At 76.8% G+C, this 26,185-nt stretch carries 21 protein-coding genes; 7 read left to right on the forward strand and 14 right to left on the reverse strand.

Annotated elements, in window-relative coordinates; genetic code table 11:
• Positions 1-33: 33 nt before the first annotated feature.
• Genes TEK04_RS10015 through TEK04_RS10025 form a run of 3 tightly spaced genes read right to left on the reverse strand, consistent with a single transcriptional unit; the run spans position 34 to position 4,115 of the window.
• Positions 34-897, reverse strand: coding sequence for a DUF2510 domain-containing protein (locus TEK04_RS10015; protein WP_336404190.1), 864 nt, complete (start codon positions 895-897; stop codon positions 34-36).
• Positions 898-914: 17 nt separating this feature from the next.
• Positions 915-2,657 (reverse strand): serine/threonine-protein kinase, encoded by a 1,743-nt coding sequence (locus TEK04_RS10020; RefSeq protein ID WP_336404191.1) that lies wholly within the window; start codon positions 2,655-2,657, stop codon positions 915-917.
• 12 nt (positions 2,658-2,669) lie between these two features.
• Positions 2,670-4,115, reverse strand: coding sequence for a M20/M25/M40 family metallo-hydrolase (locus TEK04_RS10025; protein WP_336404192.1), 1,446 nt, complete (start codon positions 4,113-4,115; stop codon positions 2,670-2,672).
• 51 nt (positions 4,116-4,166) lie between these two features.
• On the opposite strand from TEK04_RS10025, the gene TEK04_RS10030 reads away from it, so the two are divergent.
• Positions 4,167-5,000, forward strand: a complete 834-nt coding sequence (locus TEK04_RS10030) for an alpha/beta fold hydrolase (protein WP_336404193.1) — start codon at positions 4,167-4,169, stop codon at positions 4,998-5,000.
• A gap of 8 nt (positions 5,001-5,008) precedes the next feature.
• On the opposite strand, the gene TEK04_RS10035 is transcribed toward TEK04_RS10030, so the two are convergent.
• The 8 genes from TEK04_RS10035 to TEK04_RS10070 form a co-directional block, all read right to left on the reverse strand.
• Entirely contained in the window at positions 5,009-8,485 is a 3,477-nt protein-coding gene (locus TEK04_RS10035) for an ATP-dependent DNA helicase (protein ID WP_336404194.1), read from the reverse strand.
• Positions 8,482-11,676, reverse strand: coding sequence for an ATP-dependent helicase (locus TEK04_RS10040; RefSeq protein ID WP_336404195.1), 3,195 nt, complete (start codon positions 11,674-11,676; stop codon positions 8,482-8,484). The genes TEK04_RS10035 and TEK04_RS10040 overlap by 4 nt, the downstream gene beginning before the upstream one ends.
• 58 nt (positions 11,677-11,734) lie before the next feature.
• Positions 11,735-12,031: an MGMT family protein gene (locus tag TEK04_RS10045; protein ID WP_336404196.1), complete on the reverse strand. Its 297-nt coding sequence runs from the start codon at positions 12,029-12,031 to the stop codon at positions 11,735-11,737.
• A 10-nt stretch (positions 12,032-12,041) separates the two neighbouring features.
• Positions 12,042-13,097, reverse strand: coding sequence for a hypothetical protein (locus tag TEK04_RS10050; RefSeq protein ID WP_336404197.1), 1,056 nt, complete (start codon positions 13,095-13,097; stop codon positions 12,042-12,044).
• A 95-nt stretch (positions 13,098-13,192) separates the two neighbouring features.
• Entirely contained in the window at positions 13,193-13,777 is a 585-nt protein-coding gene (locus TEK04_RS10055) for a TIGR03086 family metal-binding protein (RefSeq protein WP_336404198.1), read from the reverse strand.
• Positions 13,778-13,954: 177 nt separating this feature from the next.
• Positions 13,955-15,115, reverse strand: a complete 1,161-nt coding sequence (gene moeZ, locus TEK04_RS10060) for an adenylyltransferase/sulfurtransferase MoeZ (RefSeq protein WP_336404199.1) — start codon at positions 15,113-15,115, stop codon at positions 13,955-13,957.
• Positions 15,116-15,215: 100 nt separating this feature from the next.
• Positions 15,216-16,274: a DUF3152 domain-containing protein gene (locus TEK04_RS10065; protein WP_336404200.1), complete on the reverse strand. Its 1,059-nt coding sequence runs from the start codon at positions 16,272-16,274 to the stop codon at positions 15,216-15,218.
• Positions 16,275-16,287: 13 nt separating this feature from the next.
• Positions 16,288-17,343 (reverse strand): alpha/beta fold hydrolase, encoded by a 1,056-nt coding sequence (locus TEK04_RS10070; protein ID WP_336404201.1) that lies wholly within the window; start codon positions 17,341-17,343, stop codon positions 16,288-16,290.
• 71 nt (positions 17,344-17,414) lie between these two features.
• On the opposite strand from TEK04_RS10070, the gene TEK04_RS10075 reads away from it, so the two are divergent.
• Positions 17,415-18,077 carry a TetR/AcrR family transcriptional regulator gene (locus TEK04_RS10075; protein WP_336404202.1) on the forward strand — a complete coding sequence of 221 codons (663 nt, stop codon included), beginning with the start codon at positions 17,415-17,417 and terminating at the stop codon, positions 18,075-18,077.
• A gap of 109 nt (positions 18,078-18,186) precedes the next feature.
• Positions 18,187-18,423, forward strand: a complete 237-nt coding sequence (locus TEK04_RS10080; RefSeq protein WP_336404203.1) for a DUF3107 domain-containing protein — start codon at positions 18,187-18,189, stop codon at positions 18,421-18,423.
• A gap of 165 nt (positions 18,424-18,588) precedes the next feature.
• On the opposite strand, the gene TEK04_RS10085 is transcribed toward TEK04_RS10080, so the two are convergent.
• Positions 18,589-19,245, reverse strand: a complete 657-nt coding sequence (locus tag TEK04_RS10085) for a ferritin-like fold-containing protein (protein WP_336404204.1) — start codon at positions 19,243-19,245, stop codon at positions 18,589-18,591.
• 130 nt (positions 19,246-19,375) lie between these two features.
• Between TEK04_RS10085 and TEK04_RS10090 the strand changes: the two genes are divergently transcribed.
• From TEK04_RS10090 to TEK04_RS10105, 4 genes are read left to right on the forward strand one after another with little or no spacing between them, the layout of a single operon-like run.
• Positions 19,376-21,355 (forward strand): DEAD/DEAH box helicase, encoded by a 1,980-nt coding sequence (locus TEK04_RS10090; RefSeq protein ID WP_336404205.1) that lies wholly within the window; start codon positions 19,376-19,378, stop codon positions 21,353-21,355.
• 34 nt (positions 21,356-21,389) lie between these two features.
• Positions 21,390-22,541, forward strand: coding sequence for an outer membrane protein assembly factor BamB family protein (locus TEK04_RS10095; RefSeq protein ID WP_336404206.1), 1,152 nt, complete (start codon positions 21,390-21,392; stop codon positions 22,539-22,541).
• Positions 22,542-22,578: 37 nt separating this feature from the next.
• Entirely contained in the window at positions 22,579-23,475 is an 897-nt protein-coding gene (locus tag TEK04_RS10100; protein ID WP_336404207.1) for an alpha/beta fold hydrolase, read from the forward strand.
• Positions 23,472-24,326 carry an oxygenase MpaB family protein gene (locus TEK04_RS10105; RefSeq protein ID WP_336404208.1) on the forward strand — a complete coding sequence of 285 codons (855 nt, stop codon included), beginning with the start codon at positions 23,472-23,474 and terminating at the stop codon, positions 24,324-24,326. Before TEK04_RS10100 ends, TEK04_RS10105 begins: the two co-directional genes overlap by 4 nt.
• A gap of 52 nt (positions 24,327-24,378) precedes the next feature.
• On the opposite strand, the gene TEK04_RS10110 is transcribed toward TEK04_RS10105, so the two are convergent.
• Both TEK04_RS10110 and TEK04_RS10115 read right to left on the reverse strand, forming a co-directional pair.
• Positions 24,379-25,227, reverse strand: coding sequence for a RecB family exonuclease (locus TEK04_RS10110; protein ID WP_336404209.1), 849 nt, complete (start codon positions 25,225-25,227; stop codon positions 24,379-24,381).
• 86 nt (positions 25,228-25,313) lie between these two features.
• Positions 25,314-26,171 (reverse strand): PHP domain-containing protein, encoded by an 858-nt coding sequence (locus TEK04_RS10115; RefSeq protein ID WP_336404210.1) that lies wholly within the window; start codon positions 26,169-26,171, stop codon positions 25,314-25,316.
• Positions 26,172-26,185 lie beyond the last annotated feature (14 nt).

A 26,185-nucleotide genomic window follows, 5' to 3' on the forward strand; every position in this document is an offset into this window, starting at 1 on the left:
GTCGCGACGACGCGGACGGGCCCGGGCGCGGTCTCACAGCACCTCGACGGCCCCGATGACGCGGTCGATGACGCCGTGGAGCTCGGCGTGGGTGTTGGGGATCGACAGGTACAGCAGGGCGGGCGCGGCGCGGCCGACGTCGACCAGCAGCAACGCGGCCCGCTCGCCGGTGGCGTCGTAGCCGGCGGCGTCCCAGCTCAGGGTGAACTCGTACACCCACCCCGGCGCACCGTCGACGGTCACGGCCTCGTCGCGGAGGACGTCGCGGTCGTTGGGTCCGGGGTAGTAGTTGGCCCGCACGCTCTCGGCCAGCGTCGCGGTGGTCGTCCCGAGGGTCGCGGTGCCGGCCCACCCGTACCCCTCGGCGACCGGGCCCGAGGTGACCTGGGCGATGAACTCGCCACCGTCGGGGATGGTGTCCTGCGTGACGAAGTACTGCCCGGTGACCTCGGTGGTCTCGAGGGGGGCGCCGAAGGGGTACTGGTACCAACCGTCGCCGAGGAACGGGTAGGCGATGCCGGCGGCCTGGTCCACGATCTGCACCGTGCCGGGGGCGAACGTCGGCCCGGCGACGGGCGGCCCGGCGACGTCGGTCGGTCCCGGGTCGGGGGCCTGCCGGCCCGAGGTGCCCAGGACGACGGCCACGACCAGGACGACGACGGCGACCACCACCCCGCCCACCACCCAGCTCGTCCGGCTGCCGCTGCGCGCCGGGCGGGCCGGCTGCCACGCCGGCGCCGACGGCCGGTGGACGGCCTCCCCGGTCGCGGTCATGACACCGGGCCCTGCGGGGGTCGCGACGTCGGACCAGGCCGACCCGTCCCACCAGCGCACCATGCCGGGCAGACCGTCGGGGTCCGGGTAGTAGCCCGGGGGCGCGGCACCGGGAGCGCTCATGCGCTGACCCTAAGTGGTCAGAGGTCGTCGCGGTCGGCGTTGTCCCGCCACCAGGACAGCAGGTCGGTCAGGCCGTCCTGGCCGCCGCGACCGGCGACCGAGGAGAAACCGGCCCGGTCGTCCCAGGTCCAGGTGAGCACCGGGGCCCCGTCGGCGTCGACCGCGCACGACAACCGGCCCACGGGCTGGTCGTCGAAGTCCTCGATGCGCACCCAGCCCTGGTCCCCGTCGGACCCGGAGCAGGCGAAGACGTCGTCGCCGTCGAGCTGGGTCAGCCCGGCACTGGTCACCGCGGCGTCGAAGACACCTGCGGCGGCCTCCGGGGAGCCGTACAGCTCGTAGGTCTGGCTGCTGGGGCCGTCGGAGGAGGGGCTGACGCCGCAGTCCAGGCCGGTGAGCACGTCGTCGGTGGCGGCCGTCCGGGTGCAGTCGGCGGGCGCGACGTCGGCCGGCAGCCCGACCGCCAGCAGACCCTGCTGGGCCTCGACGGCGGCCTGCTCGGCGTCCCCGGCCCGCACGGTGGCCACGGCGGCCCACACCCCCAGCCCAGCCGCGAGCAGGGCCAGCACGACAGCGAGCGCCACCAGCCCGCGGCGCCCCCCACCACCGTGACCACCGCGACCACCGGGGCCACCCGTCGGCGCCGGCGGCATCCACGGGGGCGGGCCCGGCGGGGTCGGCAGGGGCCCGCCCTGGGCGCCTCCCTGGGCGACGGGCCCTCCCTGGGCGCCTCCCTGGGCGCCTGCCTGGGCGAGGGGCCCGACCGACGTCGGCCCGGGCAGCGGCCGCTGCGCGGTGCCGGACCGGCCGCCGTCGGCCGCCAGCCCCACCGTCGTGGGGGCGGTACCTGCCGAGCCGGGCGGGTGCTCGGCCGGCCGCGGCACCTCGATGCCGCTCACGCCCAGCGCGGCCCGCGCCGCTGCCGCCATGCCGCCGGCCGACGTCCAGCGCTGCTCGGGGTCCTTGGCCAGCCCCCGCAGCACCACCCCGTCGAGCACCTCCGGTATCCCGGGTCGGACCGCGCTGGGGGCCCGGGGCACCTCGTTGACGTGGGCGTACATCTGGGTCACGGCGTCGCCGGGCGGGAAGGGCCGCTCGCCGGTCAGCGCCTCGAACAGGACGCAGGCGAGGGAGTAGACGTCGGTCGCCGCCGACAGGGCGCGGCCGTGGAACCGCTCGGGCGCCATGTACTCGGTGCTGCCGATGGCCAACCCGGTACCGGTGAGCGACGGCCCGGTCTCCTCGCCGACCGGTCGGGCGATGCCGAAGTCGACCAGGTAGACGAAGTCGTCACCGGCCACCGAGCCGGCGAGGTCCCCGCCGTCGGCGCGGGCCACCAGCAGCACGTTGGACGGCTTGACGTCGCGGTGCACCAGGCCGTCGGCGTGCGCGGCGTCCAGGGCACGGGCGACCTGCCCGACGACGTCGACCGCCCGGGCCGGCTGCAGCGGCCCGGTGCGCCGCAGCAGCGAGCCCAGGTCCTCGCCCACGACCAACCGCATGTCCAGGAAGAGCCGGCCCTCGACCTCGCCGTAGCGGTGGATGGGCACGACGTGCGGCTCGCGCAGCCGCGCCACCACCCGGGCCTCGCGGCGGAACCGTTCGCGGTAGGACTCGTCGCCGGCCCACTGCGGGTGCAGCACCTTGAGCGCCACCTCGCGGTCGTGCTCGCCGTCCACGGCCCGCAGCACCTCGCCCATGCCGCCCTGCCCGAGCACCCCCAGCACCCGGTAGGGGCCGAAGGTGTCCCCCTCACGCACCGTCCCCGCCCCTCAGCGGGCCGACGGCGCGGCGGCCAGCTCGCGCCACAGGTGCGCGGCGGCCTCGGCACCGCGGTGCAGCATCGGCAACAGCACCCGCTCGTTCGGGGCGTGGATGCGGTCGGTGGGCAGGCCGACGCCCAGGAACAGCAGGGGCGCACCGAGGGCGGCCACCAGGTCGGCCTCGGGCCCGCTACCCCCCTCGCGGGTGTAGAGGACGTCGTCGGCGGACCGGTCGAAGGCCTGGCCGATGGCCGACAGGAGCGCGGCCATGGCCGGGTGGTCGAGGTCGCTGGCGCACGGGCTGACGCCACCCGGGGGCACGTGCACCTCGGCCTCGATGCCCTCGGGGACGTGCGCGGCGACCCAGGCGTGCACCTGGTCGGCGAGGTCGGCGGGCACCTGGTCGGCCACCAGCCGGAAGGTCACCTTGGCGTGCGCCTCGGCCGGGACGATGGTCTTGTGGCCCGGACCGGTGTAGCCACCCCACATGCCGTTGACCTCGGCGGTGGGCCGGGCGCCGATGCGTTCCAGGGTGCTGAACCCGGCCTCGCCCGCAGCTGCCCGGGAGGCCGCCGGACCGGCCAACCACGCCGCCTCGTCGAAGGGCACGCGGCCCATGAGCTCGCGTTCCCGGTCGGTCAGCGGGCGCACCTTGTCGTAGAAGCCGGGCAGGGTGACCCGGCCTTCGTCGTCGTGCAGCGCGGCCAGCAGGGAGGCCATGGCGTGCAGCGGGTTGGGCACGCCGCCGCCGAAGGAACCCGAGTGCAGGTCGACGCCGGGCCCCCGCAGGGTGATCTCGGCGTCGGCGAGGCCGCGCATCGCGACCACCGCGCTGGGGACGTCGGGGGCGGCCATCCCGGTGTCGCTGACCACGACGACGTCGCAGGCCAACCGGTCGCGGCGGTCGGCCAGCAGGGCGGCGAAGTGCGGGGACCCCGACTCCTCCTCACCCTCCACCAGCAGCTTGACCGTGACCGCCGGGGTGTCGCGCCCGGTGGCGGCCAGGTGCGCACGCATGCCGAGGAGGTGGAAGGCGACGTTGCCCTTGTCGTCGATCGCGCCGCGGGCGTGCAGCTCGGGCCCGAGGTCGGTCGGCACCACGGTCGGCTCGAACGGCGGGTGGGTCCAGGCGTCCTCCGGCGTGACCGGTTGCACGTCGTGGTGGCCGTACACCAGCGCGACCGGGGCGCCGGCCTCGGTGGCGGGCCACTCGGCGAAGACCGCCGGCGCGCCCGGGGTCTCCCACACCTCGACGACGGGGAACCCGACCCGGCGCAGGGCGCCGGCCAACCACTCGGCGCTGGCCCGGACGTCGGGGGCGTGCGCGGGGTCGGCGGAGATCGACGGGATGCGCAGCCAGGCGTCGAGGTCGGCGTGCAGGTCGTCGAGGTGGGCGCGGACGAACTCGCGCTCGGGGTTGCCCGCGGGGTCCGTGCTCGGGTGGTCGGTGCTCACGCAGGCGACCGTAACGCGCCGCCCGCACCGACCCCCGCTACGTTCGCGGGCATGAGCGCAGGGCTGCTGCAGGTGGACGTCGGCGACCTCGTCTTCGACGTGCGGACCGACGGCCCGGAGGACGGCCGGCCGGTGCTGCTGCTGCACGGGTTCCCGCAGACGTCGCTGTCGTGGTCGGCCGTCACCCCGCTGCTGGCCGAGGCGGGGCTGCGCACCTACGCCCCCGACCAGCTCGGCTACTCCCCCGGTGCCCGGCCCGGGGAGACCGACGCCTACGCCCTGCCGGCCCTGGCCGCGGTCACCGCCGACCTGATGACCGCGCTGGACCTGCCCACCGCCGACGTGGTCGGGCACGACTGGGGCGCCAACGTGGCCTGGGCGCTGGCCGGCTGGCACCCCGACCGGGTGCGCACGCTGACCGCCGTCTCGGTGCCGCACCCGACCGCGTACACGCTGGCCTACCGGGCCGACCCCGAGCAGAGGGAGCGCTCGGCCTACATCAAGCTCTTCTGGCAGCGGGAGAAGGCCGAGCGGGTGCTGCTGGAGGACGACGCGCGCCGGCTGCGCCGCATCCTGGGCGACGTGCCCGCCGAGGCGGTCGACACCTATGTGGCGCACCTGTCGGCGCCGGGGGCCCTGACCGCGGCGCTGGACTGGTACCGCGCGATGAGCTCCTCGACCCCGGTCGACCCGGTCGGGGTGCCGACCACCTACGTGTGGAGCGACGAGGACATGGCCGTCGGCCGGACGGCGGCGCGAGCCTGCGCGGACCAGGTCACCGGCGACTACCGCTTCGTGGAGCTGCCCGGGGTCTCGCACTGGATCCCGGAGAAGGCGCCGCGCGAGCTGGCCGCCGCCGTCCTCGACCGGGTGGCCACCGGCTGACGGTCGGGTCACCCCGCACCGCCCCCCGGATCGCCGGTGACCAGAGCGAGCAGGCCGGCCTCGTCGAGCAGGTCGACCGGGCGCAGCGTGGTGCCGGCCAGCACGTGGTGGAACCCCGCGCTCACCTGCTCCACCGGCACGCCGGCCAGCCGGGACCAGCCCAGGCGGTAGGCCGCCAGCTGCACCCCGGCCGCCGTCAGCTCGGCGGGCCCGGGGACCGGGCCGGTCTTCCAGTCGATGACCTCGTACCCCCCGGCCCCGGTGGCGTAGACGGCGTCGATGCGGCCCCGCAGGACCAGCGGGCCCAGCGGCGTCTCGAACGGGGCCTCCACCTCGACCGGCTGGCGGTCGGCCCACTCCCCGGCCAGGAACGCCGCCTGCAGCGCGGCCAGGGCCTCGTCGGGCGCGGCGTCGGCGTCGCCGGAGCCGGGCAGCTCGTCGAGGTCGATCAACCGCGTGGTGCCGAACCGCTGCTCGAGCCACAGGTGGAACGCGGTCCCGCGCCGGGCCAGGGGGGCGGGTGCCGCCGGCATCGGTCGCCGCAGCCGGCGGGCGAGGGCCGCGGGGTCGCGCCGCAACGCCACGAGCGCCGACACCGACAGGTGGCCGGGCAGCGCGACCTCCGTGGCGCTGCGGCCGGACCCGGCCCGTTCCCGCAGCAGCAACTCGGCGTCGCGGACCCAGTCGGTCACCAGCGGGTCGTCGGCGGCGCCGAGCCCGGGTCCACCCAGCGGGTGGGGCTCGGTGACGGCCACCAGCTCGGCGGCGGCCGTGAGCGCGCGGCGTCGCCCCGCCGACAGCGGGTCGGCCGGCCACACCCCGACGGGCCACTCGGCCAGCGCCGGGTTGGGGTCGCCGTCCTCGGGTGGCTCGGCCCAGTGGTCGACCCCACCCCTGACCCCGCTGACCGCCCGGCCGCCCTCCGCGCCGCCGTCCGCGCCGCCGTGCACACCGCCCTCCGGGCTGCCCTGGACGACCTCCCGCACCGCCAGCAACAGGGACGAGGGCCCGGTGGGCTTGACCCCGTCGCGCCACCAGCTGCCCGAGCACAGCAGGAGCCGCCGGGCCCGGGTGACCGCGACGTACCCGAGGCGCACCTCCTCGGCGAGGCCGAACTCCTTCCACTCGGCCACGTAGTCGGCCAGCGCGTCGCGGACGGCGGCCTGGTCCCCCGATCCGGGGACGGGCAGCCGGAGCGCCGGGAGGTCGGCGCGGTCGGTCAGCCGCAGGTCGGCCGGCACCGCTCCCGGGTCGCTGATCCAGGAGTCGGCGGTGTCGGTGCGGCTGGGGAACTGGCCGGTGGTCAGCCCGGGCACCGCGACGACGTCCCACTCGAGGCCCTTGGCCGAGTGCGCCGTGAGCAGCTGCACCGCGTCGGGGTTGACCGCCACCTCCCCCGGCTCCAGGCCCCGCTCGCGGACCTCCGCGTCGGCCAGGAACCCCAGGAAGGCCGGTAGCGAGGGCAGCTCGGCCAGGTCGGCGAACTCCCCGGCCACCGTGTGCAGGGCGTCCAGGTGCACCCGAGCCCCGGCCGGGCTGGCCTCGGGATGGCTGGCGAGCTCGGTCTCCAGGCCGAGCGTGCGCACCACCTCGTCGACCAGGTCGGGCAGCGGGGCGCCGATGCGGCCACGCAGGACGGCCAGCTCGGCGCCCAGCCGGCGCAGCCGCCGGTAGCCCTCGGCCGAGTAGCCCACGGGGGTGCCCAGGTCGTCGAGCGCCTCCACGATGCTGCCCCGCTCGGGGGCAGGCAGGTGCGTGGGCACGGCGGGGTCGGCGCCCGGGGCGGGGTCGGGGCCGGGTGCGGGGGCGGGGTCGCCGCCGGGTGCGGGGCGGCGCTCGTGGACCAGGTGCCGGGCACGGGCCTCCAGCGCGGCCAGGTCGCGCGGGCCGATGCGCCAGCGGGCGCCGGTGAGCAGCCGCCCGAGGGCGTCCCCCGCGGTCGGGTCGACGAGCACGGTGAGGGTGGCGACGACGTCGGACACCTCGGGCACGTCGAGCAGACCACCCAGACCCACCACCTCCACCGGCAGGCCCCGCTCGCGGAGCGCGGCCGCGATGCCCGGCAGCTGGGCCCGGCGACGGGCCAGGACCGCGATGGTGGGCCGCGTCCAGCCCGCGCCCGGGCCGGGGCTCCCGGGGCCGACCGGACCCGGGCCGGGGGCACCGTGCCACTCGGCGGCCAACCGGTCGGCCAGGGCGGCGGTCTCCTCGGCGACGGTGGTGTGCAGCGCCACCCGGACCTCACCGGCGCCCGCGGTCGGGGCCGCGGTGAGGTCGGGGAGGGGGTCGGCGTGCGCCGGCTGCGGCAGGTCGGCGGCGATGCGGTTGGCCACGGCGAGCACCGCGCGGTCGTTGCGCCAGCTGGTGGCGAGGGTGAGCCGGGCGGCGGGCCGCGCGGGCGCACCGGGGAAGGTGCGCGGGAAGCGCTCGATCGTGCCGGCCGAGGCCCCCCGCCAGCCGTAGATGGACTGGCGGGGGTCGCCGACGGCCAGGACGGGGTGGTGGCTGTCGCCGCCGAACAGCGCCTCGAGCATGCGCAGCTGACCAACCGAGGTGTCCTGGAACTCGTCGAGCAGCACCACCCGCCACCGGGCCCGTTCGCGCCGGCCGACCTCGGGCGAGCTGGTGGCGGCCCGGGCCGCGGCGGCGACCTGGTCGGCGTAGTCGATGGCCCCGGCGGCCCGCTTGCGGGCCTCGAACGCCTCGACCATGGGCAGCAGGGCCACCCGCGCGCGCTGCCGGCCCAGCATCTTGAGCACGTCGGCGTAGGGGCCCTTCGTGCGACCGGTGACCGGGTAGGCGTGCACCTGCTCCTCGAGGCGTGCGGTCCACGTCCGCAACCGCTCCGGCGACACGTCGTGCTCGCCGAGCTCGGCGGCCAGCTGCAGCACGTCCTCGGTGGTGGTGACCAGCCCGAGGGCGACGTCGCTCATGTCGCCGGTGTGCGCGGCGACCGCGGTGGCGGCCTGCCCCCAGCACATCGCGGGACCCAGCACGCCGGCGCCGGGTTCGACGCCGATGCGCAGCCCGTGCTCGGCGACGATGCCGGCGGCGTAGCCGTGGTAGGTCGCGACCGTGGGCTGGGCGATCTCGAGGCGTTCGCGCAGCCGCGGGTCGGTGTCGGGGTGGGCGGCCAGCGCGCCCAGGCGCAGCCGGATGCGGGCCCCCAGCTCGCTGGCCGCCTTGCGGGTGAAGGTGAGCCCCAGGACGGCCTCGGGTGCGACCAACTGGTTGGCCACCAACCAGGCGACGCGGGCGGCCATCGTCTCGGTCTTGCCCGACCCTGCGCCGGCCACGACCACCATGGGGCGGTCGACCGGCGCCTGCACCACCTCGCCCTGCTCCGGCGAGGGGGCGTGGGCGACCCCGCAGCGCCGGGCCACCTCGGCCGGGTCGAGCAGCTCGGGGACGGCGGTGGGCGTCGGCTCGACGAAGCCGGGGAGCTCGAACGCCAGCTGGCCGTCGGCGGCGCGGCGCCGGGTCACCGGGTCACCTGCCGGCCCGGCTCCTGCACCGGGCAGCTGCGCCGGAAGGCGCACCGTTCGCAGTCGGCGTCGGTGCGGGCGAGGAACGTGCCGGCCCCCATGCCCTCCCCCACCTCGGCAACCAGCTGGCCGGCCCAGGTCTCCCGCGGGGGGACGTCGGCCGGCAGGGCGGCCTGGGCGTGCTCCTTGGCCGCCTTCTGGCTGCCGCCCACCTGCAGCAGCGCCGCGCCGCCGGGGGTGGTGCCGTGGGCTGCGAAGGCCCCCTCGGCCACCGCGACCTGGTAGGCGGCCAACTGGCCGTGCTCCTCCACCGTGCGCGGCGCGGTCTTGCCCGTCTTGAGGTCGACCACGACCAGCCGACCCTGGGCGTCGCGCTCCAGCCGGTCGACCTGGCCGCGCAGCCGCGCGCGGCCGACCTGCACGTCGAAGTCCTCCTCGGCCGCGACCAGCTCCCGGTCGGCCCGCGCGTGCCAGGCCAGGAACTTCGCCAGCATCTCCTGGGCCCGCTCGCGCTGTCGCTGGTCGAACCAGCCCGGCCCCAGGTCGAGCTGGTCGAGCTCGGTCGCCAGGACCTCCGGGGCCCGGTCGGGCGGCAGGCCCTCGGCGACCTGCTGGGCGACGTCGTGCACGGCCGAGCCCACGGTGCGGGTGGTCTCGGGTGACGCCTCGGCCCCCACCGCACCCAGCACCCACCGCAGCGGGCAGCGCTGGAAGGTGTCCACCGCGGAGGGGCGCACCCGCACCGCCGCCCCGGGGTCCACGAGCGGGGCGTCGTCGGACAGCGCGGCCAGGCCCCACCAGGTGGCCGGGTCGGCGCCGGGCACCCGTTCCTGCGCCAGCCGCCGCAGCAGCGCCGCCGCGCTGCGCCGGCGGCCGGCGGGGGTGTGCGGGTCGGTGAGGGCACGGCGGAGCTCGGCGACCAGGGCCGGCAGCGTCAGCGCACGCGGCAGCGGGGTGTGCGGCCGGCCGTCGAGGCCCTCGACGTCGGGCGGCGGTGCGACCAGGTCGAGGAAGCGGGAGGCGTTGGCCCCGGCGTCCTCGCCCTCCAGTCCGCCGTCGACCGCCGTGACCACCAGGTGGCGGCGGGCCCGGGTCACCGCCACGTAGAAGAGGCGACGTTCCTCGGCCAGGGCCAGGGTGCGGCGGTCGATGGCCCCGGCGTCGGCGCCGGCCGCCACCTCGGCGAGGTCCTCGGCGCCCAGCAGGCTGGCCCGGGTGCGCAGGTCGGGCCAGACACCCTCCTGCACCCCGGCCACGCAGACCAGGTCCCACTCGAGACCCTTGGCGGCGTGGGCGGTGAGCAACCGCACGGTCTCGCCGTCGGGCGCACGGGCCGCGCCGCCGTCGCCGGGCAGCTCCTGGGCGCCGAAGTGGTCGACGAAGTCGGTCACCTGGGCGCCGGGCAGCCGGTCGACGAACCGGGCCGCGGCGTCGAAGAGGGCCACCACCGCGTCGAGGTCGCGGTCGGCGACCGCCCCGGGCGGCCCCCCGGCGGCGCTGGCCGCCGCCCACACCGGCGCCAGCCCGCTGGCCTGCCACATCGCCCACAGGACGTCCTCGGCCGACCCCTCGCGCAGCAGCGCGACCCGGCCGGCGGCCAGCACCCCTGCCACGCGGGAGGCCGGCCGGGCCACCGGCGGGGGCACCGCATCCAGCAGGGTGGCGTCACCCAGGAGGTCGGCCAGCGGGGTGCCGCGCTCGGCCGGGTCCACACCCCGGGCCACGAGGGCGCGCCGCACCGCGCGGCGCAGCCGGCGGAGGTCGAGCACGGTGGCCCCGCCCAGCGGCGAGGCCAGCAGCGCCTCGGCCCCGGCCTCGGTGAGCCCGGCCGGCGCGCCCGGGTCGGCGCCCGGGAGCAGCGCACGGAGGGCGGCCAGCAGGGGCTCCACCGCCGGCTGCTGGGCGAGGGCCAGGTCGTCGGCGGACACCGTCACCGGCACCCCTGCCTGGGCCAGCGCCCGCCGCACCGGGAGCAGCGCCGACGACGTGCGGACCACCACCGCCATCGACGACCACGGGAGACCCTCCAGGAGGTGGGCGCGGCGCAGCGTGTCGGCCACGTGCGCGGCCTCGACGGCCGGGGTCTCGAAGACGTGCACCTCGGCCCGGCCCGCCGGCGTGCCCGCGCCCGGGACGAGCCGACGGTGCTCCCACGGGCCCGGCACACCGGTGACCACCCGGCGGCTGACCTCCAGCAGCTGCTCGCCCGAGCGCCGGCAGACCCCGAGGGACACCCGCTCGGCGGGGCGGCCGTCGGCGTGCCGGAAGCGCTGGGGGAAGTCGACGATGCCCCGCGGCTCGGACCCGCGGAAGGCGTAGATGGCCTGGTCGGGGTCGCCGACGACGACCAGGTCGCGACCGCCGCCGGATAGGAGGTGCAGCAGGTCCACCTGGGCGGGGTCGGTGTCCTGGTACTCGTCGACGAACAACCAGCTCGACCGCTCCTGCTCCTGCCGCAGCAAGGCGTCGTCGGCGCGCAGCTCGTCGATGGCGACGCGGACGAGCTCGGCCGGGTCGTACCCGCTGCCCGACCCCCGGAAGGCGGTCTCCAGGCCGGTGACCTCCTCGTACTGCCGGGCGAACCGGGCCGCGGCCACCCAGTGCGGCCGGTCGAGCTCACGCCCCAGGGCGGCCAACCGGGCCGGGGTCACCCCGCGCTCAGTGGCCCGCAGCAGCAGGTCGCGCAGTTCGCGGCGGAACCCCGCGGTGCGCAGCGCGGGCGCGAGGTCGGCGGGCCACTCGACCCCCTCGGCCTCGGCGTCGCCGGCCAGCAACCGCCCCACCGTGAGGTCCTGCTCGGCGGAGGTGAGCAGCCGGGGCGGCGGCTCGCCCCGGAGGGCGGCGGCCCGGTGCAGCACGCCGAAGGCGTAGGAGTGGAACGTGCGGGCCACCGGTTCGCGGATGGTGCGACCCACCCGGGCGGCGATACGGGTGCGCAGCTCGGCGGCGGCCTTGCGGCTGAAGGTGAGCACCAGCACGCGCTCGGGGTCGACCCCGGCCTCGACGCGGCGGGCGACGGCCTCCACCAGGGTCGTCGTCTTGCCGGTGCCGGGGCCGGCGAGCACCAGCAGCGGCCCCCCGGGGTGGTCGACGACCGCCTGCTGGGTGGGGTCGAGCACCGGCGGCGCGACCGTGGTGGGCGGCGGCACCACGAGGCGGTAGGCGGGTGCGGTCGTGCCCGGCGCGCTCATGACCCGATGACACCACGGGGGTACGACAGGACCTGCCCGCACCCGGCCGACCAGGACCTCAGTCCGGCGGCCACCGCACCGCGGCCAGGTCCACCCGCTGGTTGCGCACGGGGACGCCCTCGGCCGCCAGCAGCGCCAGCTGGCGGGTCCGCACGGGTTCGGCTGCGCTGCCGTCGGCGCGGACCACCCGGTACCAGGGCACGGCCGCCCCGCCCTGGGACAGCGCACGGGCGACCCGACGGGGGCCCACCCCGACGAGCCGCCCCACGGTGCCGTACGTGCTGACCCGACCGGCCGGGATCGACTCGACGACGTCGAAGACCGCCTCGTCGACGTCGGCGGCCGGTCGGGTCATGCCGCCTCGCTCAGTTGTAGTTGCTGTTCTGCTGCCACCACGTGTACAGCGTGGCGACGTCGGCCTGCGTCGTCCCCGCGGCGTAGACCAGCCCCTCGATCGTGTACTGGTCGTCGGTCCACACCACGACGACGGTGCCGTTGCCGTTGATGGCGCAGCCGACCATGCCGGTCTGGCTGCGGTCGTCGGTGGACCAGGGGAAGTACCCCAGGCCGGTCGTGCAGTCCTGGTCGGCGCCGGTCAGCTCGGTGAGGCCGGCCTGGGTCACGTCGTCGAGGAAGACCTGGTCCATCGTGTCCTGGTCGGGGTAGCCGTAGAAGGCGGCCTGCTCCGGGCCCGGCTGGGTGGTCACGGCGCCGCACTCCGCGGCCACGATGTCGCCGTCCCCGACGAGGTCGGTGATCTGGCAGTCGGTGAAGTCCGAGGGCAGGGTCGCCAGGAACGCGTCCTCGTCGACGTCGGGGCTCGTCGGGCTGGCCGAGGAGGACGACGAGCTCGAGGACGACGGGGACGACGAGGAGCTCGCCGAGGACGACGTCGTCGTGGCCGAGCCCGTCGCCACGGAGTCGTCGCCGTCGTCCCCGCCCAGGGTGAGGAACAGCGTGACCCCGAGCGCGACGACGACCACGAGGGCGGCCACCGCACCGATGACCAGACCCTTCTTGTTCCCGCCGCCACCGGGCGGTGGACCGCCCCACGGTCCCCCCGGACCGCCGGGCCCGGACGGTCCCCCGGGCCCACCAGGTCCGCCGGGCCCCCCGTAGCCGGGCGCACCGTAGGGGCCCTGCTGGCCCGGTTGCTGGCCGTACCCGGGCTGGCCGAACTGCTGCGTGGGCGGCGGGCCCTGCTGACCGGGCTGCTGGCCGAAGGCGGGCTGGCCGAACTGCTGCGTCGGCTGGGCACCCCAGCCACCGGCCTGGCCGCCCTGCTGGCCGAGGACCTCGGTCGGCTGCTCGCCACCGGACTGGGGCCCGTCGGGTCGCTGCCCGGGGGGCTGCTGCCCGTACGGCTGCTCCCCGTACGGCGGGTTCCCGTAGGGGGACGGGCCCTGGGGCGGCTGACTCATCACGGACCTCCAGCTGGTGCGGACTGTGCCGCACCGGATGCTAGGGCCACCGCCCCCCACCGGCCGGACGAGGTGATCACGGTGCGGTCACGGTGTCAGGCCCGCCGTCCGCGGGCAGCCAGCAGCTGCACCCACGGGTCGGCGTCGGCGGGCACGGGCAGCGCCGGACCCCACCGGGCGGGGGACCCGGCCGGCGCGGGGCGGGTTCGGGCGTGGGCCCAGGCCGCCGCGACGAGGTCGGCGTCGGTGCTCGGGGCGACGCCGGTCGCGCGGGCGACGTCCCACGCGTGCACGAGGAGCTCGACCACCAGGTCCATGAGGTGCACGCCGGCGGGGACCGGCTCGCCGTCACCCGCGCTCGACCGCACGGGCGCGTCGAGGTCGCGGGGCACCGCCCACACGGTCAGCGCTCCGTCGGCGGCCGCTTCCCACGAGCCGAGCGGGTCGCCGGCCAGCAGGTCCTCGGTACCCGTGGGCATCGCGGCCGGCACCGGGCCATCGTCGACGAGCAGGGGCTCGTGCAGCTGCCCGGCCACGAGGTGGGCGACGAGGTCGGCGACGGTCCACCCGGGGACGGCGGGGGCCTCCCACCGGTGCGGTTCCACGGCGTCGACCGCGTCGGTCACCTGGGCCTGTGCCCGCTGGAACAGCTCGAGCAACCGCACCTGCTGGGGATCCACCCCACCATGGTGACGCCCCGGAACGGCCCCCTCGCAGGGCCCCGGGCCGCGCGGGGGTGAGGCGCTGGAACGGCCCCCTCGCAGGGCCCCGGGCCGCGCGGGGGTGAGGCGCTGGAACGGCCCCCTCGCAGGGCCCCGGGCCGCGCGGAGCGTGGCCCGGGGGGCGAGGGGGTCCTTCTAGTAGGTGGGCAGCGCCTTGTCGATGCGGGTCGCCCAGGCCGTCACGCCGCCCTGCACGTGGACGGCGTCGGAGAACCCGGCCGCCTTCACGGCCGCCAGCGCCTCGGCCGAGCGCACACCGGTCTTGCAGTGCAGCACGATCGGCTTGTCCTGGGGCAGGGACGACAGCGCGCGGCCGGAGAGGATCTCGTCCTTGGGGATGAGCGTGGCACCCGGGATGGACACGATCTCGTACTCGTTGGGCTCGCGGACGTCGATGAGCTCGAAGTCCTTGCCGGCGTCCATCATGTCCTTGAGCTCGTCGACGGTGATCGTCGAGCCGGCGGCGGCGGCCTGCGCCTCGTCGGACACGACACCGCAGAAGGCCTCGTAGTCGATGAGGCCGGTGATCGGCTCCGCCTCGGGGTCCTTGCGCACCTTGATCGTGCGGAAGGTCATCTCGAGGGCGTCGTAGACCATCAGCCGGCCCAGCAGCGAGTCGCCGATGCCGGTGATGAGCTTGACCGCCTCGGTGGCCTGGATGGCGCCGATGGTCGCGCACAGCACGCCCAGCACGCCGCCCTCGGCGCACGAGGGCACCATTCCCGGCGGCGGGGGCACGGGGTAGAGGTCGCGGTAGTTGGGGCCGTGCTCGGCCCAGAACACCGACACCTGGCCGTCGAACCGGTAGATCGAGCCCCACACGTAGGGCTTGCCGAGCAGCACGCAGGCGTCGTTCACCAGGTAGCGGGTGGCGAAGTTGTCGGTGCCGTCGACGATCAGGTCGTACTGGCTGAAGATCTCCTCGACGTTGGAGGAGTCCAACCGGGTCTCGTGCAGCCGGACGTCGACCAGCGGGTTGATCTCCTTGATGGAGTCGCGCGCGCTCTCGGCCTTGGACCGGCCCACGTCGGAGGCCCCGTGGATGATCTGGCGCTGCAGGTTGGACTCGTCGACGACGTCGAACTCGACGATGCCGAGCGTGCCCACGCCGGCCGCGGCGAGGTACATGAGCACCGGCGAGCCGAGACCTCCGGCGCCGACGGCGAGCACCTTGGCGTTCTTCAGCCGCTTCTGCCCGTCCATCCCGACGTCGGGGATGATCAGGTGGCGGCTGTAGCGGCGCACCTCGTCGATCGACAGTTCGGCGGCGGGCTCCACCAGGGGTGGCAACGACACGTCGGGCTCCTAGCAGCTGGGTACGGCGTCCTCACGAGCCCCAACAGCGTGCCAGCCGCCCCTCTTCCCGCCGGGACGGGTCGGGCTCAGGGGAAGGGCCTCAGGGGTAGGGCCAGGCGTTCTTCTGGCAGCCCTGCAGGCCGAGGGTCTGCTGCTGCATGACCGGCGCCAGCTCGCCGGGGCCGGGGCAGGGCTGGTGCCCGTTGCCCAGGGCGTGGCCCACCTCGTGGTTGACCACGTACTGGCGGTAGGTGGCGATGTCGCCCCCGTAGTCGGGGACGGCGGTCTCCCACCGGGCCAGGTTGATCACGGCGCGCTCGCCGTAGCGGCAGGAGGTGTAGCCGCCGGTGCCCACACCCGGGCAGTAGGTCTCCATGCTCCCGGGGCTGATCAGGCTGACGCGGAAGTCGTAGTCGCCGGCGGCGGCCTCGGCGGCCCCCACCCGCTGGAAGCTCATCGCGCCGTCGTGGCCCCACGACCGCGGGTCGCCGAGGGTGGCCTCGACGGCCGCGGCGAACCCGGCGCCGTCGACCCCGATGCCGTCCTCGACCTCGACCACGAACCGCTGCAGCGGGCCCGAGCCGTAGACCGGCGACGTGCCGTCGACCACGCCGACGGTGCCGGCGCCGGCCTCGACGTAGCTGGCGGCCCCGGTCGTGGGTGCCAGGTCGGTGGGGTCGGCGTCGCCCTGCGCGGTCACGGCGTCCGGGGTGGGCTCCGCGGGCGGGGAGACGCTCGGCGCTGCGCCGGACGGGTCGGTGACCAGCGCCGTGGCCGCGGCGGGCCGGGACGTCCCGGGGTCGGTGACCGCCACGTCGACGAGGGCGAGCACCGTGAGGACGGCCAGCAGCGGGAGCGCGTAGGCGCGCCAGCCCCAGCGCCCGACGAAGCGGGTGGCCCACCCCCCGCCGCGGCCGGACCGGGGCCGCCGGCCGACCGGGTCCCGGCGGGCGACCAGCGGCCCGGCCGTCGTGCGCAGCCCGGTCCCGGGCACCGGGCGGGGCAACGGGTCCGGCGCCGGCGGGAAGTGGCTGCGCGACCGGCCGCGGGGCCGGGGACCGACCAGCGGCGGCGGTACCGGTGGGAGGGCAGGTCGGCCCGCGCCGTCCGGCCGGCCCGGCGCCCGGCGGGCGTCGTCGACGGGGTCGGGACCGGTCACACGCCCCAGGCTCTCACGCCCCGCCCGGGCCGCCGCCCGCAGCGTGCCCGACCGACGACGTGTCCGGCCGGTCCGTCCCGTGCGCCGCACCAGCCCCGTCGGGCTCGCCGCCGCCCACCTCGTCCAGCAGGTCCAGGACGGCGCGGGCGGTCTCCTCGGGTGCCTCCATCATCGCCACGTGGCCGATGCCCGGTTGCACCTGCAGCCGCGCATCGGGCAGCGCCGCGGCCAGGCGGGGCGCCAGGCGCGGGTCGACGAGCTTGTCGCGGTCACCCCACACCACCAGGGCCGGCACGCGCACCCCGCGCGCCGCGCGCCACGCGTTCGCCCGCCCGACCCGCAGGTAGGAGGTCATGAGCCCGCGCATGCTGCGGGTCAGGGCGCGCCCGGACCAGGCCTGCCCGTCCCGCACCCGCATCTCCTCCACCGCCTCGGCCAGCCGGGCCGGGGGCACGCGGCCCGGGTCGCCGAAGCACATCTCCAGCGTCGCGCGGACCCGGTCCTCCGGGGCGCCCAGCCGGAGGCGCTTCTCGGCGAGGGCCGGGACGCCGGGGACCAGCAGCAGGGCGATCGCGCGGTCGAAGGCCGGCGGTACGCGGTAGACGGGCATGGCCGGCGAGATCAGGGTCAGCGAGGCCACGAGGTCGGGCCGCCGCACGGCCACCAGCAGGCTGACCAGTCCGCCGAGGGAGTTGCCCAGCAGGTGCACCGGTTCGCCGTGGCCCGGACCGGGCCGGGCAGCGACGTCGGCGAGCACCGCCTCGACGGCACGCACGTGGCCGACGACGGAGTAGCTGCCGTGCGGCGGCGGGGCCGAGCGCCCGAACCCGGGCAGGTCGAGCGCGTACCCCTCCACCCGGTGGGCCAGCAGGGCCGCGAGGTCGGTCCAGTTGGTGGACGCCCCACCCAGGCCGTGGACGTAGAGGGCGCGGGCCCGCCGTCCGCCCTCGGTGCCGGTCCACGGCGTGCGCCGCAGGAAGACCGTCCCGCCGTCGGTGGCGACCTGCTCGCCCGGCCACGCCGGTACGGGCGCCGGGTCCGTCGACGGGACCGGGGGGACGTCGGGCACCCGCGAGACGGTAGACCACCTCGGCGACCCGGCGACCGCGAGGTGAACCCGCCGGTAACATCTGCCGGGCCATGCAGCCTCACCGTCCGTCCGCGCCCGCCGACGACCCCGGTCGCCGCACCTCCCGCCTGCCCCGGGGAGCCCGCCGGCTGCAGCTGCTGCGCGCGGCCCAGGAGGTGTTCGTCGCCCAGGGGTTCCACGCCGCCGCGATGGACGACATCGCGGTGGCCGCCGGGGTCAGCAAGCCGGTGCTCTACCAGCACTTCCCGGGCAAGCGCGAGCTGTACCTGGCCCTGCTCGAGCAGCAGGTGGGCGAGCTCACCGAGCGCATGCGCGAGGCGATGAGCGGCACCGACGACAACCGCACCCGGGTCGACGGTGCCGTGGGCGCCTACTTCGACTTCGTCGACGCCGACGGCGAGGCGTTCCGCCTGGTCTTCGAGTCCGACCTGCGCAACGACGACGAGGTGCGGCGCATCGTCGACGAGGGCACCCGGGGGTGCGTGGAGGCCATCGCCGAGGTCATCGCCGCCGACACCGGGGTCGACCAGGAACGGGCCCTGCTGCTGGCCTCCGGGATGACCGGCCTGGCCGAGACCAGCGCCCGGTGGTGGCTGCCGCGCAAGGGCACGGTGTCCCGCGACGAGGCCGTGGCCCTGATGAGCTCGCTGGCCTGGCGCGGCATCTCCGGGTTCCCGCGGCTGGGCGACGCCGACCACCCCACCCGCTCCTGACCCGTTCGCCGACAGCGCACCTCGGTGCGCCACCGGCGCGCCCCGGGCTGGGCTAGCGTCGACGGGCAGCAGCCAGAGCGGCCGCCAGACCTGAGGAGGCATCTCCAGCGTGGAAGTCAAGATCGGTGTTCAGCACTCCCCCCGCGAGCTGGTCATCGACAGCCCCAAGACCCCCGACGAGATCGCGGCCGAGGTCTCCAAGGCCATGACCGGCTCGAAGGACGGTCTGCTCACCCTGGTCGACGAGCGCGGCCGCCGCGTCGTCGTCCCCACCGACCGGATCGCCTACGTCGAGATCGCCGAGGCCGACACCCGGCGCGTCGGCTTCATCGCCGGGGGGGCGTGACACTGCGATCCTGCGGATCGCACCGCGGCCAGCGGCCGTGCCCCTGATGCGCTGAGCGCGTCCGAGGTCCGGCGGGAGGAGGTCTCCGACCCCCGTCCCGCCGGACCTCCGTGCTCGGTGGTCCGGTTGTCCTCCCCGCCGCTCCGGCTGGCGCGGCACCTCTCCTCAGCCGTTGAGGCCGAGTGCCTCCATGCGTGCAGAGTGGGCCGTGGTCAGCCGGGTCAGCAGGTCGGCGATGCCGTTGAGGTCGCCGGTGCCGGAGATCAGCAGGTCGGCCAGGCCGTCGCGGTCGGCGATGACCGCCTGGGACTGGGTCAGCGCCTCACCCACCAGCCGGCGGGCCCACAGCGCCAGCCGGCCGCCCACCCGGCGGTCCCCGGCGATCGCCGCACGCACCTCGCGGACGGCGAAGTCGGCGTGCCCGGTGTCGGCCAGGGTCTCCAGCACCAGCGTGCGGTCGGGCTCGGGCAGGAAGGCCGCCACCTCGCGGTAGAAGTCGGTGGCCAGCCCGTCGCCGACGTAGGCCTTGACCAGTCCCTCGAGCCACGTGCTGGCGCGGGTCGAGTCGTGGAAAGCGTCGAGCGGGGCCACGAACGGCGCCATCGCCAGGGCCGGGTCCACCGCGAGCTCCTGCAGCCGGTCGCACAGCCGCTGGTGGTGACCGATCTCGGCGGCCGCCATCCGGGCCAGCGCGGCCCGGCCGGCCAGCGTCGGGGCCAGCCGGGCGTCCTCGGCGAGCCGGTCGAACGCGGTCAGCTCCGCGTAGGCCAGCACCCCCAGCAGGTCGACGACCGCCGGTTCCACCGTGCTGGGCGCGCTCACGCGGGTGCCTCCTCGACTGCGCCGTCCTGCACCCCGGCCGGGGTGCAGGTGGCCCCCGACGTGCCGCGGGACCTGGGCGGACCGTATCCCGAGGTAGCATGGGGGCGGCGGGCCGCACGGCTCGCTCTCCGTGTGCGCTGATGACCGCTGGACGACGACCGCCGGCACCCCGGACCGCGAACCTGCGGGGGGCACCGAGGTCGGTCCCGGGCGGGTCTGCCCCACGACGCCCGGTCTGCTGGCCGCGTCGGCGCTGGATCGAAGTAGACGACCGGGCCGCAGCGCGTCGGCACACCGACGCGGCAGCGGTCCCCTCCGGACCGAGGCGAGAGCACTGACCACCACAGACAACACCCAGCACGACGGCACCCAGCACGACGCCGCGCAGGGCACCCCGCAGACCCCCGACGTCGACCACGCCGAGTCGGGGGCCCCCGCCCCCGAGCAGGTCGAGCAGCTGGTCGACGACCTCGGCGGCGCCCCCGTCACCCCCGATGCGCCGCTGTTCAGCGACTTCGACGTGCACCCCGACATCGTCGCCGCACTGGCCGACAACGGGATCACCCGCACGTTCGCCATCCAGGAGCTGACGCTGCCGCTGGCCCTGGCCGGCAACGACCTGATCGGGCAGGCGCGCACCGGCACCGGCAAGACCCTCGGCTTCGGCGTCCCGCTGCTGCAGCGGGTCACCCCGCCGTCCGAGGGTGCCGACGGCGTGCCGCAGGCGCTGGTCGTCGTCCCCACCCGCGAGCTGTGCGTGCAGGTCTCCCGCGACCTGGCCGCCGCCGGCGCCCGACGCGGGCTGCGCGTGCAGGCCATCTACGGCGGCCGGGCGTTCGAGCCCCAGGTCTCGGCGCTGCAGGCCGGCGTCGACGTCGTCGTCGGGACGCCCGGCCGGCTGCTGGACCTGGCGCAGCAGGGGCACCTGATCCTGGGCAAGGTCCGCGGGCTGGTGCTCGACGAGGCCGACGAGATGCTCGACCTGGGCTTCCTGCCCGACATCGAGCGCATCCTGGCGATGGTCCCGACGCAGCGGCAGACGATGCTGTTCTCGGCCACGATGCCCGGCCCGATCGTCACGCTGTCACGGTCGTTCATGACCCAGCCGACCCACATCCGGGCGCACGGCAACGACGAGGGCTCGACCGTCCCGCAGACCACGCAGTTCATCTACCGGGCGCACAACCTGGACAAGCCCGAGCTGCTCGCCCGCGTGCTGCAGGCCCGCGACCGCGGCCTGGTGATGGTCTTCTGCCGCACCAAGCGCACCGCCCAGAAGGTCTCCGACGAGCTGGTTGACCGCGGGTTCGCCGCGGCTGCCGTGCACGGCGACCTGGGCCAGGGCGCCCGGGAGCAGGCCCTGCGCGCGTTCCGGGCCGGCAAGGTGGACGTGCTGGTCGCCACCGACGTCGCCGCGCGCGGCATCGACGTCACCGGCGTGAGCCACGTGGTGAACTACCAGTGCCCCGAGGACGAGAAGACCTACGTGCACCGCATCGGTCGCACCGGCCGGGCCGGCAGCACGGGTGTGGCGGTGACGCTGGTCGACTGGGACGACATCCCGCGCTGGCAGCTGATCAACAAGGCGCTCGACCTGGACTTCACCGACCCCCCGGAGACCTACTCGACCTCGCCGTGGGTCTACTCCGACCTCGACGTGCCCGAGGGCGCCACCGGCCGCCTCCCCCGCGCCCAGCGCACCCGCGAGGGCCTGGACGCCGAGTCCCTCGAGGACCTGGGCGAGACCGGCAAGCGCCAGCGCGGTGGCGACCGCGGCGCCGACCGCGGTGGGCGTGGCGCCTCCGGTCCCGGCCGCGGCGCGGCCGAGGGCGGCGACGAGGCGCCCGTGGTCGGCCCGCGCAAGAGCCGCCCGCGGCGGCGCACCCGCGGCAACGGCGAGGCCGCGGCCGGGGCCGCCGCGGTGACCGGGTCCGAGGCGGGCACCGGCAGCGAGGACGCCCGCACCCCCCAGGCCGGTCCCGGCGGCCAGGCCGAGGGCGCCGACGGTCCGCGCCGCCCGCGTCGTCGCCGGCGGCGCGGCGGCAGCGGCCGCTCCGGTGGCGAACGTCCCGGTGGGGATCGTCCCGGCGGCGAGCCCGCCGCCCCGTGACGGGGCGGCCGTCCCGGTCGGGCACCATCGGCGCGTGACCAGCGTGCCCCGTCCCCCCTGGCGGGTCCTGGTCTGGACGGCGGCCGCCCTCGCCGTGGTCCTCCTCGCCGTCGTGACGTGGCGAACCTCCGACGCAGCCGCCACCACGAGCACCACCAGCGCCCCCGCGGCACCGGTGACGGGGTCCCCGGCGGCCCAGCTGACCGAGGCGTGGTCGGCCACCCCCGGCGTGCCGGCCGGGGGGGACGTCGTGGAGTCCGACCGCGTCCTGGTCACCGCCGCCGACGGCGTGGCGATGGCCGACCCGGCGACCGGTGAGCCGGCGTGGTCCTACACCCGCTCCGGCGCCCGGCTGTGCGGGGCCACGGCCGTCGACCAGGTGGTGGTCGTGCTGTTCTCCACCGGTGGTCGGTGCAACGAGCTGACCGCGCTGCGGGCCGACACCGGTGTCCGCCTCTGGTACCGCTCGGTCGGCTTCCGCGCCGACGCCACCCTGTCCAGCACCGACCGCATCGTGCTGGCGACCAGCCCGACGGGTCTGGCCACCGTGGACCCGACCGGCAACGGCATCCGGTGGCACCACGCCGTCCCCGAGGGGTGCCGCGTGGTCGACGCCACTGCGGGCAGCCTGGGCGTCGCCGCCCTGCAGGACTGCGGCGACCAGCAGCAGGTGGTCCTCCTCGACGGGTTCGACGGCAGCCAGCGCTGGATGCGAGAGCTGGGCAGCTCGCCGGCCCGGTTGGCGGGGGCCGACGACCTGGTGGGCGTGGTGTCCGGGGACGACCTGCTCGCCCTCGCCCCGGCCGACGGCAGCACGCTGACCAGCACCCCGCTGGCCAGCACGGCGGGGAGCGCCGACGAGGCACCCCTGCAGACCGGGGCCGGCGCGGGCGTGTGCGTGTGGGCCCGCGGCACCCTGTACACCCTCGACGCCACGACCGGTGGCCTGCGCTGGTCGGTGCCCGCTGTCGGCCTGCCCGCCACCGGCGACCGGCTCGCCACCCCGGGGACGGTGGTCGTCCCCGAGCAGGGCGCCATGGTCACCCGTGACCTGGCCACCGGTGGTGAGGCAGCCAGGTCCACCACGCCCAGCAGCACCGCCGAGCTGCGCGGTGGTGCCCGGACCGCCGTCGTGGGCGACGTGGTCGTGCTGGCCCACCCCGACCGGGTCACCGCCTACCGCTGACCGACGGCCCCGCCGCGACGCGGGGCACACTGGGCGCATGCTCCCCGGCGGCTCCGAACACAGCGCACCCGACGACCTGCGACAGCTCACCCCGCACCGGGCGTCGACCGTCACCCTCCTCGGCACCGCCGGCCCCCTGGCCGCCCTCGACACCGGGCCCGGCCCGCGGGGCACCGTCCTGCTCGTGCCGGGGTACACGGGGTCCAAGGAGGACTTCGCGCCGCTGCTGGACCCCGTCGCCGACGCCGGGTGGCGAGCCGTGGCGCTCGACCAGCGCGGGCAGCACCGCTCCCCCGGCCCCGACGACCCGGCCGCCTACACCGTGGAGCTGCTGGCGCAGGACCTGCTGCAGGTCGCCGCCGAGCTGCGCGCCGACGGCCCGGTGCACCTGCTCGGGCACAGCTTCGGCGGGCTCGTCGCCCGCGGTGCCGTGCTCGCCGACCCCGGTGCCTTCGCCTCGCTGACCCTGCTGGGCAGCGGGCCGGTCGGGCTCACCGGGCCCCGCGCCGACCTCCTCGACCACCTCGCCCCGCTGCTGGCCGCGGGCGGGGTGCGGTTGGTGCACGAGACGCTGGAGCAGCTGGCCCTGACCGACCCTCGCGCCCAGGCCGTACCGGCCCCGGTACGGGCCTTCCTCGCCGAGCGGTTCCTGGCCAACACCGCCGCCGGGTTGACCGGCATGGGCGCGGCGATGACCGGCGAGCCCGACCGGGTCGCCGAGCTCGCGGCCACCGGCGTGCCGGTGCTGGTCGTGCACGGCGCCGACGACGACGCGTGGAGCCCGGCCGCCCAGGAGGACATGGCCCACCGGCTCGGCGCCCGGCACGAGGTCGTCGCCGGCGCGGTGCACTCCCCGGCCATCGAGCAGCCCGCTGCCACCCTCGCCGTGCTGACCGGGTTCTGGGCCACCGTGCGCACCGGGGCCGACGCATGAGCGCCGACGCCGACGCCGACGCCCTGGACCGGGACGGGTTCTTCGGGCCGGCGTCGGTGACCTGGCGGATCCACGGCGACCCCGCGTTCTCCGTCGGCGGCGTCCGGGCGCTCCTGCTGCAGGCCCTGCACCCGGTGGCGATGGCCGGCGTGCACCGGTTCTCCGACGGCTTCCGCGACGAGCCGTGGGCGCGGCTCACCCGGACTGCCGAGTACGTCGCGACGCTGACCTTCGGCACCCGCCGGGACGCGCTGCGCGCCGTCCGGCGGGTGCGCGGCGCCCACCGGGGCAAGTCCGACACCGAGCCCACCACGGGCCGCTCCTACGCCGTCGACGACCCGGACCTGCTGCTGTGGGTGCATGCCTGCGAGGTCGACTCGCTGCTGTCGGTCGCCCGCCGGGCCGGCGTACCGCTGACCGACGCCGACGCCGACCGCTACGTGCGCGAGCAGGTGGTGGCCGCCGAGCTCGTGGGCTGCACGCCCGGCGAGGTCCCCGACACCGTGGCCGCGCTGGCCGACTACTTCCGGCAGGTGCGCCCGCAGCTGGCGCTGACCGAGCCGGCCCGCGCCGCCGCCCGGTTCGTCGTCGTCCCGCCCATGCCCGGGTGGGTGCAGCTGCTCACCCCGGCCCGCCCGGCGTGGACCGGGCTGGCCTCCCTGGGGCTGGCGACGCTGCCCCGGTGGGCGCGCTCCCTCTACGGGCTGCCTGCGCTGGCCCTCACCGAACCGGCCACGACAGCCGCGGTGCGTGCCTTCCGCGCCACCGCGCTCGCGGTGCCGCCGCGCATCCGGGAGAACCCCGCGCTGCGCGCCGCCCGCCTGCGGCAGGAGCACGCGCAGGCCTCCTGAGCCGATGCGTGGTCGGCAGGGGCCGCTGGGGGGCCGCTGGGCGGCCGCGGTGTCAGGTCGGGAGGAACGACCAGGTCTCCCGCGGGGGTGCCGCGGCGCGGCCCGTGGGGCACGACGAGCGGAAGTCGCACCACCCGCACTGCTGCCCGGGCACCGGCGGGAACGCCTCGTCGTCGGCGGCGCCCTCCTCGCGCGCCGCGGTGGCCGCCGTGATGTCGGCGGCGACGTCCTCGGCCCGCCGGACGTGGTTGGCCAGGGAGCGGTCGGTGTGCTCGAACGCCGCGACCGTGCCGCTGGGCAGGTGGTGCAGCTCGACCCGCGAGCACGGCCGGCGCAGGGTGCGCCGCACACCCAGCACGTACAGGGCCAGCGCCGGTGACCCGCGGGCGTCGTCCTCGGTGCTGGGGTGCCGGCCGGTCTTGTAGTCGACCACCACCAGCTCGTCGCCGTCGTCGCCGGTGCGCAGGTCGATGCGGTCGACCCGGCCGGTGATCGCCAGCCGCTCGGTGGTGGCCGCCACCTGCCGTTCGGTGCCGGCCGGTTCGTCGTCGGGGTCCAGCGTCGGCACGTACTCGTCGAGCCACCCGGCCGCCCGGGCCCGCCACGTCGCCGACTGCTCGGCGTCGGCGAAGCCCGCGTCGGACCAGTGGCCGTACAGCAGCTGCCGGGCCGCGCGCGGCGTGCGCTCGTGCGCCGGCAGCTCCCACCACGACCGCAGGGCCGCGTGCACCGCCGAACCCACCGAGTTGTGCGCCCACGGCGGGCCCTTGGGCGGGCTGGGCCGGTCGAGGTAGGCGAACCGGTAGCGCCGGGGGCAGTCGGAGAAGGTGGCCAGCTTGCTCGGGGTCGCCGGGAACAGTCGGCGGGGCATGCCGGGCATCTCCAGCTGGGCTCCGGTCATGCCGGCACCGTAACCCGGGGGTCCGACACGGCCGGGCCGGGCGCGGGGCCGCGGCGGGGCGGCGGGGCGCGGCGGGGCGCCGGGGCTCAGCCGGCGACCGGGGTCGAACCGGTCCCGGCCGCCAGCAGCCGCTCGTACTGCTCCGGGTCGGTGGTGCAGGCCGCGATCGGCGTCCGCTTGTTGCCGCCGTGGTAGTCACTGGACCCGGTCGCGAACAGGCCCAGGTCGGCGGCGAGGCCGCGGAGGTGGGACCGGTCGGCGTCCCCGTGGTCGGGGTGGTCGACCTCCAGGCCGAGCAACCCGGCGGCGGCCATGGTGGCCAGGGCGTCGTCGCCGACCACCCGGCCGCGGGACCGGGCCAGCCCGTGGGCGAACACCGGCACCCCGCCGGCGGCGCGCACGAGCGCGATGCCGTCGAGCACGTCGGTGTCGGCCTTGGCCACGTAGTAGGGGCTGGTGTGGTGCAGCGGCCCCGCGAAGGCCGCGTCGACCGACTCCACCACCCCGGCCTCGACCAGCGCCCGGGCCACGTGCGGGCGCCCCACCACGCCTCCCCCGCTGCGGGCGACGACCTCCGCCCACGAGACCGGGTGGCCGTCGGCGGCCAGCGCGTCGACCATCCGCTCACCGCGGGTCAGCCGCTCGGCGCGCAACCGCGCCCGCTCGGCGGCGAGCTCGGGCGACGCGGGGTCGAACAGGTAGGCCAGCAGGTGCACGCTGATCGGCGGCTGGTCGGCGGGGAACCACCGGCAGGAGAGCTCCATGCCGGGCACCAGGGTCAGCCCCGCCGGGCAGGCCGCCCGGGCCGCGGCCCACCCGTCGGTCGTGTCGTGGTCGGTGAGCGCGACGACGTCGAGCCCCGCGGCCGCCGCCGCGGCCACCAGCTCCGCCGGGGTGTCGGTGCCGTCGGAGACCGAGGAGTGCGTGTGCAGGTCGATGCGCATCGGGGACCAGCCTG

The sequence above is a fragment of the Klenkia sesuvii genome (assembly GCF_037083825.1).
In the GTDB taxonomy this organism is placed as follows: Bacteria; Actinomycetota; Actinomycetes; order Mycobacteriales; family Geodermatophilaceae; genus Klenkia; species Klenkia sesuvii.